This window comes from Arsukibacterium perlucidum DSM 18276, assembly GCF_000382165.1.
In the GTDB taxonomy this organism is placed as follows: Bacteria; Pseudomonadota; Gammaproteobacteria; order Enterobacterales; family Alteromonadaceae; genus Alishewanella; species Alishewanella perlucidum.
In genome coordinates this window covers 40,936-55,131 of record NZ_KB907726.1, presented here as the reverse complement: position 1 = coordinate 55,131, position 14,196 = coordinate 40,936, and the positions used below count along the sequence as shown (strand labels likewise).

The 14,196-nt window shown below is 49.9% G+C and carries 14 protein-coding genes; 9 read left to right on the top strand and 5 right to left on the bottom strand.

The genetic code is table 11. From position 1 onward, the window contains the following. On the top strand, positions 1-263 hold a 263-nt coding region (locus tag H141_RS21220), incomplete at its 5' end, for an IS5/IS1182 family transposase (RefSeq protein ID WP_019677288.1). 49 nt (positions 264-312) lie between these two features. On the opposite strand, the gene H141_RS0115945 is transcribed toward H141_RS21220, so the two are convergent. Both H141_RS0115945 and speE read right to left on the bottom strand, forming a co-directional pair. After that, complete coding sequence (locus H141_RS0115945; protein WP_019677287.1) at positions 313-765, bottom strand: DUF4124 domain-containing protein; 453 nt, start codon at positions 763-765, stop codon at positions 313-315. A gap of 124 nt (positions 766-889) precedes the next feature. Then, positions 890-1,753, bottom strand: a complete 864-nt coding sequence (speE, locus tag H141_RS0115940; protein ID WP_019677286.1) for a polyamine aminopropyltransferase — start codon at positions 1,751-1,753, stop codon at positions 890-892. A 135-nt stretch (positions 1,754-1,888) separates the two neighbouring features. Here speE and speA point away from each other — a divergent pair, with 135 nt between their 5' ends. The 3 genes from speA (at position 1,889) to H141_RS0115925 (ending at position 5,707) form a co-directional block, all read left to right on the top strand. Then, a complete protein-coding gene (speA, locus tag H141_RS0115935) occupies positions 1,889-3,775 on the top strand; it encodes a biosynthetic arginine decarboxylase (RefSeq protein WP_019677285.1) in 1,887 nt (628 codons plus the stop codon). A gap of 109 nt (positions 3,776-3,884) precedes the next feature. Continuing rightward, the gene (locus tag H141_RS0115930; RefSeq protein WP_019677284.1) at positions 3,885-4,778 is read left to right on the top strand and encodes an acyltransferase; all 894 of its coding nucleotides are present in this window, start codon (positions 3,885-3,887) and stop codon (positions 4,776-4,778) included. Next, positions 4,778-5,707, top strand: coding sequence for an acyltransferase (locus H141_RS0115925; RefSeq protein ID WP_019677283.1), 930 nt, complete (start codon positions 4,778-4,780; stop codon positions 5,705-5,707). Before H141_RS0115930 ends, H141_RS0115925 begins: the two co-directional genes overlap by 1 nt. On the opposite strand, the gene H141_RS0115920 is transcribed toward H141_RS0115925, so the two are convergent. Next, on the bottom strand, positions 5,696-6,925 hold the full coding sequence (locus H141_RS0115920) for a methyltransferase (RefSeq protein WP_019677282.1): 1,230 nt from the start codon (positions 6,923-6,925) through the stop codon (positions 5,696-5,698). The genes H141_RS0115925 and H141_RS0115920 overlap by 12 nt on opposite strands. 9 nt (positions 6,926-6,934) lie before the next feature. Then, complete coding sequence (locus H141_RS0115915) at positions 6,935-7,780, bottom strand: co-chaperone YbbN (RefSeq protein WP_019677281.1); 846 nt, start codon at positions 7,778-7,780, stop codon at positions 6,935-6,937. 305 nt (positions 7,781-8,085) lie between these two features. Here H141_RS0115915 and H141_RS0115905 point away from each other — a divergent pair, with 305 nt between their 5' ends. Together H141_RS0115905 and ilvN are read left to right on the top strand one after the other, a co-directional pair. Next, positions 8,086-9,825 carry an acetolactate synthase 3 large subunit gene (locus H141_RS0115905; RefSeq protein ID WP_019677279.1) on the top strand — a complete coding sequence of 580 codons (1,740 nt, stop codon included), beginning with the start codon at positions 8,086-8,088 and terminating at the stop codon, positions 9,823-9,825. A gap of 1 nt (position 9,826) precedes the next feature. Then, a complete protein-coding gene (ilvN, locus tag H141_RS0115900) occupies positions 9,827-10,318 on the top strand; it encodes an acetolactate synthase small subunit (protein WP_019677278.1) in 492 nt (163 codons plus the stop codon). Between the two features lie 5 nt (positions 10,319-10,323). On the opposite strand, the gene H141_RS0115895 is transcribed toward ilvN, so the two are convergent. Beyond that, positions 10,324-11,574, bottom strand: a complete 1,251-nt coding sequence (locus H141_RS0115895; RefSeq protein WP_019677277.1) for an NRAMP family divalent metal transporter — start codon at positions 11,572-11,574, stop codon at positions 10,324-10,326. 104 nt (positions 11,575-11,678) lie between these two features. Between H141_RS0115895 and H141_RS0115890 the strand changes: the two genes are divergently transcribed. Genes H141_RS0115890 through H141_RS0115880 form a run of 3 tightly spaced genes read left to right on the top strand, consistent with a single transcriptional unit; the run spans position 11,679 to position 14,137 of the window. Beyond that, positions 11,679-11,939 carry a hypothetical protein gene (locus H141_RS0115890; RefSeq protein WP_019677276.1) on the top strand — a complete coding sequence of 87 codons (261 nt, stop codon included), beginning with the start codon at positions 11,679-11,681 and terminating at the stop codon, positions 11,937-11,939. A 5-nt stretch (positions 11,940-11,944) separates the two neighbouring features. Next, positions 11,945-12,196, top strand: a complete 252-nt coding sequence (locus tag H141_RS0115885; protein WP_019677275.1) for a GNAT family N-acetyltransferase — start codon at positions 11,945-11,947, stop codon at positions 12,194-12,196. A 12-nt stretch (positions 12,197-12,208) separates the two neighbouring features. After that, positions 12,209-14,137 (top strand): S9 family peptidase, encoded by a 1,929-nt coding sequence (locus H141_RS0115880; protein WP_019677274.1) that lies wholly within the window; start codon positions 12,209-12,211, stop codon positions 14,135-14,137. Positions 14,138-14,196: the final 59 nt, after the last annotated feature.

The window sequence follows — 14,196 nt, the reverse complement described above, 5'->3', positions numbered from 1 at the left end:
GGGGCTATGATAGCGAGAAGATACGAGAGCAGATCCGAGAGAAAAAGGGCGTCCCTAACATACCGCGCAAGCGTAATTCGAAGATTGGGAATGGCGATATTGACTGGTGTCTGTACAAATATCGCCATCTGGTTGAGAACGTGTTTGCCAGGCTAAAACATTACCGCTCAGTAGCAACAAGGTATGATAAATTAGCCCGGAATTATGCAAGTACACTGGCCTTGGCTTGCTGCCTTATATGGCTGCCAATGTGGGTTGGCTGAATTATGAACAGCAAAGATCAACAGGCCCTAGTTTTAATATTAAATAATATTAATTTCCTGCTTGAGCGTACTGGCGTTCCAGTGATACTGCCTGTGCCTGCAAGCCGCGCAACGTTGCGCGCTCTGTGCTAATCCGCTCGGCGTAACGTTGTTCGGTCCGTTCAATTTTCTGCGCAATCGCAGCAACTTCCTCTGCCCGGGGAAAACTGCGCCGAAGTTTATATTGCTCGGCTTTCAACTCTTCAAGTAGCAGCGTTTTTTCCTGCTCAAGTTTGGCTATCTGAAATTCAACAAAACGACTTTTCCGTTTTACTGCATCGACTTGCTGCCGAAACTCACCAGGGGTTCCTGATAAAGCAGTTCCTACCGGCCGCATATCTACTGCTTCGGCATCCTTGGCACATGGAAACTGGCTGAATTCAACAGCGCCATTCGTTTCGCACTTATACACCGTCGCCTGCGCTGAAAACGCCCCAAAAAACAATAACGACAAGTATCTCATATTACTTCACCCTTGTTATGAGCAATTAATGTACAAAAGGCTTGCCAATTAAGCAAGCATTGTTTGCTATTAATTTTTCACCTTCAGCTGGCATTAAGACACTTTATCTACATCAAACCTTTATTCAGTTAGCTTGCAGCGCTTTTTTCATAAAGTTTGGCAGAGCACTGGCCGCTTTATGGATTTCAACATTGTAGTATTCAGTGGCGAAAGATGCCTGCTGAGCATCGGCTTCACGAAAGCCATTAAAGGCTGCGCCTTTGCGGGCCAGAGTGCAGGTCCACCAGCCTGATGGATAGACCATTTGCGGGAAATTAAGCGTTTGCAGCGCGGCAAAACCAGCATCACTCATAGCCTGGCGCATCGCTGATAGCAGCGGCATGTGAATTAACGGCGATTCGCTTTGCTGCACTAAAATACCACCAGAGCGCAGTGCCTGCAGACAGCTGGCATAAAACGCCCGGTTAAATAAGCCTTCACCCGGGCCAATAGGGTCGGTTGAGTCAACAATAATCACATCGACAGACTCAGCCTGCGCTTCGCGCATAAACTTGATGCCATCGGCAAACTGCAAGGTTGCCCGCGGGTCATTATTCGACGCACATAGCTCTGGGAAGTACTTTTCGGCCATCCGGGTAACCTGCTCATCGATATCAATCTGGGTTACTGTCTCTACCCCGGGATGTTTTAAGACTTCGCGCAAAGTACCGCAGTCACCGCCACCAATAATCACCACATTTTTCGGGTTAGGATGAGTGAATAACACCGGATGGCTCAGCATTTCATGATACAAAAAGTTATCGCGGCTACTGAGCATAATCACGTCGTCAATCACCATTAAATTACCGAAGTGGCTGGTTTCATACATCGCAATTTTCTGGAACGGCGACTGCACTTCATCCAGTTTTTTGGTAATGGCTAGCCCAAACACACTGCCGCTGTCGGCAAAAACTTCAGTTAGCCACTTTTTGTCATCAAATACTGACATCTTTATTCCCCTTATACGTATAGGTCGCATATTTTGCCTGTATGGGCGGCAACAAACAAATTTTTATCGTTTTTTGCTGCAGCTTACCGGCATAGGCTTTACACTATCTGGCAGAGAAATTTTTAAGGAATCGTAATGGCTGATTGGGGTATTGAAAAAGCACGTTCTATTTATAACGTTGCCGTATGGAGTGAGGGCTATTTTGATGTGAACCAGGATGGCAATTTAATTGCTTATCCGGACCAGGATCACAGTAAGGCGGGCATCAGCTTTCCTGAACTGACCAACCGTTTTAAAGAAGAAGGCCTGACCTTACCGGTCCTGGTGCGCTTTACCGATATATTACAGCACCGGGTTGATACCCTGATTAAGTCATTCAGAAATGCCAAAGCAGAAAAAGACTATCAAGGCCAGTATACCGCCGTTTACCCAATTAAGGTTAACCAGCAGTTCTCGGTAGTTAAACGGTTAATCAGCCACGAAAGCGGTAAAGTGGGCCTGGAAGCAGGCAGTAAGCCCGAGCTGATGGCCATTTTAGGCGTGACTGAAAAGCCACTGCAAATTGTCTGCAACGGTTATAAAGACAGCGAGTTTTTGCGCTTAGCGACTATTGGCCAGATGATGGGCCATACTGTGTATGTGGTGGTAGAAAAATTATCTGAGCTGAAAACCCTGTTGCGGGAAATTGATAATTTAGGCGCCGCGCCACGTATCGGCATTCGCATTCGCTTAAACTCAGTCGGTAAAGGTAAGTGGCAGAATACCGGTGGCGAAAAAGGTAAATTTGGCTTAACTGCCACCCAGGTATTGCAGGCAATTGATGTACTGCGTGCCGCAGGCAAGCTCGATTTACTGCAGTTAGTCCATTTTCATATCGGTTCGCAAATTGCCAATATCCGCGATATTCATAATGCTATTCGCGAATGTGCCCGCCACTATGCCGAGCTGCGTACCTTAGGTGTGCCTATTACCACAGTTGATGTTGGCGGTGGTTTAGGAGTCGACTATGAAGGCTCGAAATCGCGTTCAGCCTGCTCGATGAACTACACCATGATGGAATATGCCCGTAATGTGGTTAATGGGTTAAAAGAAGTCTGCGACGAATACGACTTACCGCACCCGGATATTATTACCGAATCGGGCCGGGCCATGACTGCGCACCATGCCGTGCTGGTGACTGATGCCATTGATATTGAACGGGCGCCGGGCTTAGTAAATCTGCCTGAGCCAAGCGAAGATGCGCCTACTGTGATCCTGGGTCTTTGGGAAGCCTATCAGAACGTAACCCCACGCTCGGCAGTTGAGGCCTACCATGATGCCATCCACTATTTTACCGATGCTCATGCCCAGTATGTGCATGGCCTGCTGACGCTGCAGGACTGGTCACTGCTGGAGCAAATTTACTTTGCCACCATTAATAAAGTGCGGGCTAACTTAGATTTGTCCGCCCGCTCACACCGGGCTATTCATGATGAACTGAATGAAAAACTGGCCGATAAGCTATTCGTTAATTTCTCATTGTTTCAATCGATGCCCGATGCCTGGGGTATCGACCAGCTGTTTCCGGTAATGCCACTGGAACGGATGCTGGAACCACTGGATCACCGGGCAATTATTCAGGACATAACCTGCGACTCGGACGGCCAGCTGAAAAGCTATGCCGACGGTAACGGTATTGAATCCAGCCTGCCACTGCCGGTTTATAAAGAAGACGAGCAATACTTACTGGGCATGTTTATGGTCGGCGCCTATCAGGAAATTTTAGGTGACTTACATAACCTGTTTGGCGATACCGACTCAGTGCACGTTGAACTGACCGATGATGGCGGTTACAAGCTGACGAATATCATTAAAGGGGATACGGTAGCCGATGTGCTGCGCTATGTGCAGTTTGATGCTACTAAACTACTGATGTCATACAGTAAACAGCTGGCAAAGCTGGACATGAACGCCGAACAGAAAGATGCCTTACTGGATGAGCTTAAATCCGGCGTTTATGGTTATACCTATTTCGAAGATTAAGCTAGAATAGCCACTGATCGGACTAGTACAGAGCAGCCATTGGCTGCTCTGTTTGTCTTAAACTTATTTCCTGTTGCCAGCCAGGCAGCACTAAATAATCAGGTGCGCTATGTTATCGTTTCTTCCAAAGCCCGTAGTTGGCGTATTGTCAGTGTTATTGTACTTTTTTAACACGCTGTTCTGGTTTGTTCCGGTAGTCATTCTGGCAATATTAAAACTGCCACCTGTTAGCCGCTGGCAAAGCTGGATGACATACCTGCTGGATGCCTGTGCCGTGGCCTGGATCAGCGTCAATAACTTCACTACCGCACTGTTTACCCGTATCCGCTGGAATGTACAGGGGCTGGAGCAGCTGTCACGCAAAGACTGGTACCTGATTCTGGCCAACCATCAGTCATGGGCTGATATTCTGGTGTTGCAGAATATTTTTAACCACAAAATTCCATTTATAAAATTTTTTCTGAAAAAAGAACTGATTTATGTGCCATTACTGGGTATTTGCTGGTGGGCGCTCGATTTCCCGTTTATGAAACGCTATAGCAAGAGTTTTTTGCAGAAGAATCCTCATTTACAGGGTAAGGATATTGAAACTACCCGCAAAGCCTGTCGCAAGTTTCAGTTTAAACCGACCACTATTATGAATTTTGTCGAGGGCACCCGCTTCACTAAGGAGAAGCATGACCGTCAGCAATCGCCTTTTCGCCATCTATTAAAACCTAAAGCCGGTGGTGTCGCATTTGTATTGGGTGCAATGGGCACGCAGCTGCATAAAATGCTGGATGTAACCATTCATTACCCGCAGGGGATCCCCAGTTTCTGGGATTATATTTCCGGTAAAGTTCGTGATATAACAGTAAACATTAACGTATTACCAATCACCAACGATTTGATCGGCGACTATAACGACCCGGTTTACCGCGAACGGTTTCAGCAGTGGGTTAACCAGTTATGGCAGCAAAAAGATCAGGATTTGGCCGGATTGGTGCAGAAAGGAGCAGGCTGATGTTAAGCTTTTTACCGGGCTGGCTGCTGTTACCTGTCAGCTTTAGTTGTTTTGCCCTGAATCTGGCGTTCTGGGGTATCGTGGTTACTCCTATTGGCATTATTAAGCTGTTATTGCCTTTTAAAGGCGTGCACCGGATGCTGGCAATGGCAGGCCGTGGCTGTTTCCGCGGCTGGACCATCGTTAACACCGGCCTGATAAATTTGTTTAACAATGTCGACTGGCAGATTAGCGGCGAGCAAACTCTGGACCGGGAAAGCTGGTACTTATTGATAGCTAATCATAAAAGCTGGCTGGATATTCCGGTTGTCAGTGGCTTCGCCCATAAGCTGATTCCTGAGCCAAAGTTTTTTTTAAAAGATCAGCTAAAGTGGGTGCCTTTTTTAGGAACGGGCTGCTGGGCGCTCGATATGCCTTATATGAAACGCTATAGCGCGGCAACCCTGGCCAAATATCCGCATTTAAAAGGTAAAGATATTGCCACCACGCGTAAATCTTGCGCCAAATTTTTAACAGTACCCACTACCATTATTAATTTTGTTGAGGGCAGCCGCTGTACCGAGCAAAAACGCCTGGCGAAAAAAAGCCCGTTTCAGTATTTATTACCACCGAAAGCCGGTGGTATCGCCTTTACCCTGGCCAGCATGGGCGAGCAATTTAATGCCATTCTGGATTTGACCTTAATTTACCCCGATAACCAACAGCATGTCGCGTTAGATATGCTGATGGGACGCTTAAAACGGATTGTAATTAAAGCCGATGTGCTGGCAGTAGATGAGCAGGTAATTGGCGATTACTTTAATGATCCGGTCTTTCGCGAGCGGTTTCAGCAATGGTTAAACCAGCGCTGGCAGGCTAAAGATCTGCAAATTCAAGCATTTTATCAGCAAGAGCAACTGGCCGGCACCGAACAGCAACTAGCTTGCTAAGCTTGGCTGTGTTGTCGCTTTAAGGGAGGCCTGGATCAGCAGATTGCGCGGTGTAACCTGATAATCACAAAACGCAGCTAACCGCACCTGATAGCCATGTTGTTCCAGGTACAAGGCGCGATCCAGCACCAGCCAGAGCTCCAGTGGCCGCCGGAACAGATGCCTGACCAGTTCAATCCGGCGCACCAGCGCAGCATGCTCTGCTCCTTTGTTCAGATAGAACTGCCAATCCGGCGCTGCCGGCAGGCTTAGCTGATGCTGCGCGGCCGCCCAACGGCAAAAATCGGCAAAGTCACCGCTAAACCAATGCTTGGCAACCGAGGACAGCGGCCGGTAGTGACTGTCACCGCTGAGCTCTGCCCGCAGCGCCTGATAGGCCAGACGCCACTGCACTTCGGTATAGCGCAGCTTTTCAACGCGGGCACCAGCGGTAACCTGGCCCTGCACGGCCAGTTTTAAGTCATGCTGGCTTAGCGCTACATCATGTTGCCGGGCAAGTTTCGATAACGGCAGATAGTGCTCGTCAGGAATTAAATGATAACAACAGGGCACAAGGTGCAATTCTTCAGAGCCAATGGCTACCGCTTGCTGCAGCAACTGAATATGCAACTGACCACAGGCATGCAGCGCCAGCACCTGCTGCTGCGGCGCCAATATGGCGCTGCCCGCTGCGGTCAGCACATCAGCATGGACAAAGTGTTGCGGAATATCAAACTGAGCGGCTAATGCGCTGCCATCAACACAAAGCTGTTGTTGCCATTCAATACTGGTTACCGGCCGCTGAAACTGCCAGGCCAGTAACCGGCCCAGGTGGCCTTTACCAGCGCACCATTCCAACATCGGTCGGGCGCTTGGCGGCAATTGCCTGGCGAACGCGTCAATTTGCTCAAGTTTACGCCCGCCAATACCATTGGCCAGCCAGAACGGCACTTTTTTAAGTCCGCGAGCAGATAGCCCGGAATTCGCTTCGGCCACATAGTCATTTAAGGCAAATAAGCCTGCAAATAACTCACCAAAATGCTGTTGCTGCAACACCAGACTCTGGTCAATAGCACTCAGGTCCTGCTCCGACAGACTTAATATCTTTTGCTCAAGCACCGGGTTTTGCCATGGCAATTGCTGGCAGGCAAAAGGCACCAGCTGCCAGTACTGCCGGTATTGGGTAAGCAGTGTGCTACATGCTACAAAAGCTTGCTGCAGTGCCGACGTTTCAGTCACCAGCGGCCACTAATACAACAGGCTATACAGTTTACGCCGGTACTGGCTGGCCACGGCATCCCCTTTAGGCAGGGCCGCCAGGATATCCAGAAACAATTTTTTACTGTCGCCGTAGTTGAGATCCAGTTGCAAAATACCCAGTAACAAGGCCAGTGCTTCTTCACTACGCTGCGCTGCCTGATACTGCACTGCTAATTGCTCTTTAATGCTGTTGTCATCGGGGTTGGCCCCCAGTTGCTGTTCCAACGCCCTGATTTCCGGGGTATCGGCGGCTTCCTGTGCCAGCTCCAATTTGGCAACCACGGCCTTATATACACTGTCCTGATCGGCCAGTTTTACTTCGGCTAACAGTGCCTGTGCCTGCGACAACTGGCCGAGGCTAACTGCAGTATCGGCCAGCCAGACTTTCAGCTCAGCGCGTTCTGGCGCGATATCTACAGCTTGCTTAAATAACGGGTAAGCTTCAGCCGGGTTTTGCTCGGCCAGAAACTGCTGCGCCCGGGCAATCAGTTCATCTTCAGGCTTAGGTAAATAAGACTGTAAGCGGGCCATAATGGCTTGCTCGGTTTCTACCCCGGCAAAGCCATCTACCGGCCGGCCACCTTTAATCAACATCACAGTAGGCAGCGACTGCACGCCAAACTGCATGGCTAAATCCTGTTGCTGGTCGCAATCTACCCGGGCCAGCAGCAGTTGCTGTGGGTAACGCTGCACTATCGCCGTTAAAATGGGCGTCAGCTGCTGGCAACCTTCACTGCGAGCCGAATGAAACTGAAACAGTACCAGCTGCTTATTCGATTGCTCCAGCACCTCACGGGCATTTTGGATATTGACTTCAACAATGGGGCTTTGCATAACTAACAGGTCCTGTATTTCGCCGTAATGGCTTTACTATGTGGCCGGAGGCAGTATTTTACAAGCGCAGAGCAGCTTGCCGCAAATCTGAAAAAACCATCGACATTGCGTCCGACATCCCGTAAATTATCAGAGCGTTCAGATAATACGACTTCATAAGAAGCAACAACAAGAACGCCATAGTTACCAACCCGTCCACGTAGCAAACAGGCAGCGTCATTTCGCGCGCTGCAGATTATTGAGCTAATGCTGAATACCCAGCGTTGGCCGTACGCTTTTGCTATAAAAAACTATGAGACAACACCATGACAAGCCAAACTAAACAAACCGAGATGTTATCGGGTGCCGCTATGGTTATCCGGGCGCTGGCCGATGAGGGGGTAGAGTACCTTTATGGCTATCCTGGTGGCGCAGTGCTGCATATTTACGATGCACTATTTCAGCAATCCAAAGTGAAACACGTACTGGTGCGCCATGAGCAGGCGGCCACTCACATGGCCGACGCCTATGCCAGGGCTACCGGTAAAGCCGGCGTTGTGCTGGTCACCTCGGGTCCCGGCGCAACCAATGCGGTTACCGGCATTGCTACCGCTTATATGGATTCAATTCCGATGGTGGTGCTTACCGGCCAGGTAATGAGCCATTTAATTGGTGACGATGCCTTTCAGGAAACCGATATGTTGGGCATTTCGCGGCCGATTTGTAAGCACAATATGTCGGTGCGCCGGCCGGAAGATATTCCGGCGATTATTAAAAAGGCCTTTTATATCGCACAAAGCGGCCGGCCCGGCCCGGTGGTGATCGATATCCCGAAAGATATGACCATTCCGAGCCAGACGTTTCCATACCACTACCCCAGTGAAGTGAAGCTACGCTCGTATCAGCCAAAATTAAAAGGTCACAGTGGCCAGATCAAAAAGGCTATTACTGCGTTATTGGCCGCAAAAAAACCCATTCTGTATGCCGGTGGCGGCGTGATTATGGGCGGCGCATCTGACGAGCTGACTGAACTGGCGCAACTGCTGAATTTACCGGTTACCAACACTCTGATGGGCCTGGGCTGTTACCCGGCCAGCGACAAACAATTTATTGGCATGCTGGGCATGCATGGCAGCTATGAAGCTAACCAGACCATGCACCACGCCGATCTCATTCTGGCAGTCGGTGCCCGCTTTGACGACCGGGTAACCAATAACACCAAAAAATTCTGCCCCGATGCCACTATTATCCATATCGACATCGACCCGGCCAGTATCAGTAAAACCATCAATGCCCATATTCCGATCGTGGGCCTGGTAAAACCGGTACTTTCTGAAATGCTGGAATTGTTACAGCAGAAGAAGAAGAAACTGGACAGTGCCGCCTTAAAAAAATGGTGGCAGCAAATTGATGAGTGGCGCGCCGTACACGGTGGCCGCTATGACAGCGACTCGCCCTTACTAAAACCGCAATATGTGATTGAACAGGTTAGCAAAATTACCAAAGGCAATGCTTTCATCTGTAGCGATGTTGGCCAGCACCAGATGTATGCCGCCCAGTACTACGGCTTTAATAAACCAAACCGCTGGATCAACTCTGGCGGCCTCGGCACTATGGGCTTTGGCCTGCCGGCAGCAATGGGGGTAAAACTGAATTTCCCTGACGATGATGTGGTATGTGTTACCGGCGAGGGCTCTATCCAGATGAATATTCAGGAGTTATCAACCTGCAAACAATATGGCCTCGGGGTAAAAATCATCAACCTGAATAACGGCTATCTGGGCATGGTTAAGCAATGGCAGGATATGAACTATGAGTCACGCTATGCCAGCTCCTATATGGATTCACTACCCGACTTTGTCAAACTGGCCGAAGCCTATGGCCATGTTGGCATTCGGGTAACCGAACCGGAGCAGCTTATGCCGGCGCTGGAACGGGCGTTTGCCCTGAAAGATCAGCTGGTATTCCTCGACATTCATATTGACCCGAAAGAACACGTTTACCCGATGCAAATTCCGGGTGGGGCGATGAATGAGATGTTTTTAAGCAAAACAGAGAGGACTTAACATGCGACATATAATTTCTGTGCTGCTGGAAAACGAATCAGGCGCCCTGGCGCGGCTGGTAGGCTTGTTTGCCCAGCGTGGTTACAACATTGACTCGCTAACCGTGGCCCCCACGGAAGACGCCACCTTGTCGCGACTAACCCTGGTAACCCATGGTAATGATCAGGTGATTGAGCAAATAACCAAGCAGCTGCACAAACTGATTGAAGTGGTAAAACTAACCGACTTAAACGACGCGCCGCATCTGGAACGCGAGCTGATGCTGGTTAAAGTAAAAGCCAGCGGCGCCCAGCGCGATGAAGTTAAACGCTGCGCCGATATTTTCCGCGGCCAGATTATCGACGTTACCGCCAGCACCTACACCGTGCAGCTAGTGGGTACCAGCGATAAACTGGATGCCTTTATTCAGGCATTAACCGGCACGCCGATCCTGGAAGTGGTGCGCAGTGGCGTCTCGGGCATTGCCCGCGGTGAGAAAACTCTGGCACTTTAAGTAGGTTATAGAAAACCACCAAACCAGGCCAGAAACAATAAAGCAAAGCCGGTCAGATACACCAGGCCGGCCCAGCTTAGTAATTTGAGCGGCCAGTTCAGGCCGTCAGCCCCTTTGCCCGCCCCAGCCATCAGGCTGTAATTTAGCCAGGCGAATACCGGCGTAGTTAAAAACGCCAGAGTCATGGCAAAAGTAAGTAACGGGCCCAGGGCTGAACTAAAGAATAAAATTAACGCCATGCCACTGGCTGCCTGAACCAACAGCCAAATTTTCAGGCTATGTCGGTTGCCTGGCTGTTGCCAACCAAGCAGGGTAAAAGATTCATTTAAGGTACGGGCGTAGCCATCCAGCACGGTAATAGTGGTGCCAAACATACATAAAAAGGCAATTAATGCCACCAGCGGCCGGGCCCAGTCGCCAATAGTACTGGCGTACATGCCAATCAGCTGCTGGGCAAAGGCCGCTCCGGCCAGCGCTATCTCCTGCTCCGAGCCATACTGCACCAGGGCACCCAGACTAACAAACACCAGCGCCAACGCCGCTGTTAACCAGTAGCCAAGATTAAAGTCAAATAAGCCTTGTTGCCGGCTGATCGCCTGCTGGCGCAACTTGGCTTTCAGCCATAGCGAGCTGATGGCTGAAATTTCAATCGGGGCTGGCATCCAGCCCATTAACGCTACCAAAAAACCCAGGGTAACCAGTTGCCAGGGTGACGGGCCAACAAAGTCGGCCGGGGCATTAGCGCCATTACTGGCAGCGATAATAGCAGCTGCCAGGGTAGTTACCGTCAGCAGTAACATGATCAGCTTGGCAACCTTATCCAACGCCCGGTAATGGCCCAGCAGCAAAATAGCCAGACAGACCACCAGGATCAGGGCGCATAACAGTGGCACCGCCACCGGCCACGGCAGGGCATAATGCAGCAGACTGGCTGTCAGCAATAACACCCCGGCAGTGTTAACCACAGCGGCAATAATATTTAAACCAATAAAACTGTAAAAGTACGCCTTACCCTTACGCTGATAGCCCTGCAGCAAACTCTCATTGTGCTCGAGGGTATACTGTACACCAAACCGGAAGAATGGGTATTTCAGGATATTCACCAGCAGAATCAGCCAGATAAGCTGCCAGCCAAATAACGCACCAGCCTGGGTAGAGGCCACCAGATGCGATCCACCAATAGCGGCTGTCGCCATTAAAATACCCGGGCCTAACGCCTGCAAACGGCCTCGCCACCCTTGTTGCTGAGCTTGCATAGTCTACACTGCATATTGTTATTTGTTGGTGGCTAGCTTAGCCTAAGCAAATTAATGATGCAGCAACAGTTTTACTGCGCTGACCAACAACAAAAGGTAGCACCATGCAGGATGAGCAGCTCGACCAGGCCATGTTGTTTGAAGTGGTTGAAAACCAACTGGCGGATAACTACCCCACCGAAGTAAAGGCTACCCTGATGCGGCTGCGGATGACAGGCAACAGCTATGAGGACGCTATCGCTCTGATCGCCTGTGCGCTGGCGCCGGAAATGGTAGATGTGATAGAGCATCAGCAAAGTTTTAATTTAACGCGCTACGTCAGCCATTTAAACCTGCTGCCGCAAACCCCCTGGCTTGAGGAATAAGCAACATGACGGCTGACGAAATTATTCATCAGGCCTGGCAGCAGCGGTTTGTGCTGGCCGGAGACGGCGAGCAGGCGCAGCTGGACTATCAGCTTGCCGGCAACACCATTAATTTTACCAATACCTTTGTGCCACCGGAGCTGCGCGGTAAAGGCCTGGCTGAAAAACTGGTATGCCATGGTCTGGCCTGGGCCAGAAGCCAGAACTTAACGATTTATGCCAGCTGCTGGTATGTAAAAAAGTTTTTAGACTCATAAAAAGGAAAACTTATGTTATCTCGCCTCACTCTTACTATAGCGGCACTGTTAAGCAGTGTGCTGCTAACGGCTTGCGACAATACGGCGAAACCCGTTGCTGCGCCTGATAAAAACAGCACAGCCCTCAGCAGCCCGGTTAAGATACCGCAATACAGCGCAGAACAGTTTTTTGCAACCAAAACCTATTTTGGTAATGATATTAACCAGGATGCCAGCGCCATGCTGGTTGCCTCTGATGAAAGCGGGGTGTTTAACCTGTATCGGGTCAGCATCGACGGCAGCAACTGGCAACCGTTAACCCAGTCAACCACAGATCCGGCCTTTCCGGTCAGCTGGTTCCCAAATGACGACCGGCTATTGTATACCGCTGATCAGGGAGGGAATGAACTAAACCATGTTTACCTGCGGGAAGTCGATGGTACGGTGCGCGACCTGACCCCCGGTGACAAACTTAAAGCTTACTTTGCCGGCTGGCATAACGATGGCAGCTTTTATATTGCCAGCAACGAGCGTGACCCGCGCTTTTTTGACCTGTACCATTACCACAGTGAGGACTACAAGCGCCAACTTGTTTTCAGCAACAATGATGGTTATGGGATCAGCGCAGTCAGTAAAGATGGCCGCTATCTGGCACTGACCAAAGAGCGGAATAACGCCGACAATAATTTATTTCTGGTTGACCTGGCCAGTGACACGCCCAGCCCGCTTTTAATTACGGAGCATCAGGGCAATATTTCGCACCAGATTTACGGTTTTACCCCCGACAGTCAGTCGCTGTTATTCGGCGCGAATGGTGACAGCGAATTTGTTGCGGCCTACAGCTATAACCTGCAAAGCGGGGCAACTTCGCCCTACAGCAAAGCAGATTGGGATATCAGTTTTATTTACTTCAGTGAAGATAAACAGTACCGGGTGCAGGGCGTTAACGCTGATGCGTCAACCGTGATAACTATTACCGACCTGCAAAGCGGCAAAGCCCTGCAATTACCCGAGTTGCCAGCGGGTGATTTGCGCGGTGTCACTTTTTCAGATGACAGTAAATACCTGAGCTTTTACTTAAATGCCGACAATAGCCCGTCAAACCTGTATGTCTGGCAACTGGGCAGCCCACAAGTGAAACGCCTTACCCAGGCGTTGGATAGCAGCATTGAGGAGCAACACCTGGTGCAAAGTGAGGTTGTTCGCTTTAACAGCTTTGACGATTTGACCATTCCGGCATTACTGTACAAGCCTCATCAGGCTAACCCCAACGCCAAAGTACCGGCATTAATCTGGATCCACGGTGGCCCGGGCGGTCAATCACGAACCGGTTACAGCCCGATGATCCAACATCTGGTCAATCATGGTTATGCAGTGTTATCGGTGAACAACCGTGGCTCCTCGGGGTATGGCAAAACCTTTTATCATCTGGATGATTTGCGCCACGGCGAAGATGATTTACAGGACATTGTTTACGGCAAAAAATATCTGCAAACCCTCGACTGGGTGGCAAGCGAGCGGATTGGTGTGATTGGCGGCAGTTACGGCGGCTATCTGACCATGGCCGCAATGGCCTTTACTGATGAGTTTGAAGCAGGCATTAATATTTTCGGGGTTACCAACTGGGTTCGTACTCTGGAAAGTATTCCACCATGGTGGGAAGCCTTCCGTGAGTCACTGTATGCAGAGCTGGGTGACCCGGCAGTGGATGGCGAACGCCTACGCCGGATCTCACCGGTATTTCATGGCGATAAAGTGAAAAAACCGGTATTGGTGGTGCAGGGTGCGAACGATCCACGGGTACTGCAGGTAGAAAGCGATGAAATGGTTGCAGCCATTCGCGCCAACAATGTACCGGTTGAATATGTATTGTTTGATGATGAAGGCCATGGTTTTCTGAAAAAGGCTAACCGGATAACAGCGCAACAAGCCTATCTTGCGTTTTTAGAGAAATATTTATAATAACGGTAATAAGGTGACTAAATAAGGCCAGCGCTTGCTGGCCTTATTTTCTGAATGAT

What these genes read in the sequence shown, in the direction of transcription:
- H141_RS0115885 (WP_019677275.1), top strand. Translation starts at nt 11,945, where the DNA reads ATGACGGCTGACGAAATTATTCATCAGGCCTGGCAGCAGCGGTTTGTG.
- speA (WP_019677285.1), top strand. Translation starts at nt 1,889, where the DNA reads ATGGCTGATTGGGGTATTGAAAAAGCACGTTCTATTTATAACGTTGCC.
- H141_RS0115890 (WP_019677276.1), top strand. Translation starts at nt 11,679, where the DNA reads ATGCAGGATGAGCAGCTCGACCAGGCCATGTTGTTTGAAGTGGTTGAA.
- H141_RS0115945 (WP_019677287.1), bottom strand. Translation starts at nt 765, where the DNA reads ATGAGATACTTGTCGTTATTGTTTTTTGGGGCGTTTTCAGCGCAGGCG.
- H141_RS0115930 (WP_019677284.1), top strand. Translation starts at nt 3,885, where the DNA reads ATGTTATCGTTTCTTCCAAAGCCCGTAGTTGGCGTATTGTCAGTGTTA.
- H141_RS0115895 (WP_019677277.1), bottom strand. Translation starts at nt 11,574, where the DNA reads ATGCAAGCTCAGCAACAAGGGTGGCGAGGCCGTTTGCAGGCGTTAGGC.
- ilvN (WP_019677278.1), top strand. Translation starts at nt 9,827, where the DNA reads ATGCGACATATAATTTCTGTGCTGCTGGAAAACGAATCAGGCGCCCTG.
- H141_RS0115915 (WP_019677281.1), bottom strand. Translation starts at nt 7,780, where the DNA reads ATGCAAAGCCCCATTGTTGAAGTCAATATCCAAAATGCCCGTGAGGTG.
- speE (WP_019677286.1), bottom strand. Translation starts at nt 1,753, where the DNA reads ATGTCAGTATTTGATGACAAAAAGTGGCTAACTGAAGTTTTTGCCGAC.
- H141_RS0115905 (WP_019677279.1), top strand. Translation starts at nt 8,086, where the DNA reads ATGACAAGCCAAACTAAACAAACCGAGATGTTATCGGGTGCCGCTATG.
- H141_RS0115925 (WP_019677283.1), top strand. Translation starts at nt 4,778, where the DNA reads ATGTTAAGCTTTTTACCGGGCTGGCTGCTGTTACCTGTCAGCTTTAGT.
- H141_RS0115880 (WP_019677274.1), top strand. Translation starts at nt 12,209, where the DNA reads ATGTTATCTCGCCTCACTCTTACTATAGCGGCACTGTTAAGCAGTGTG.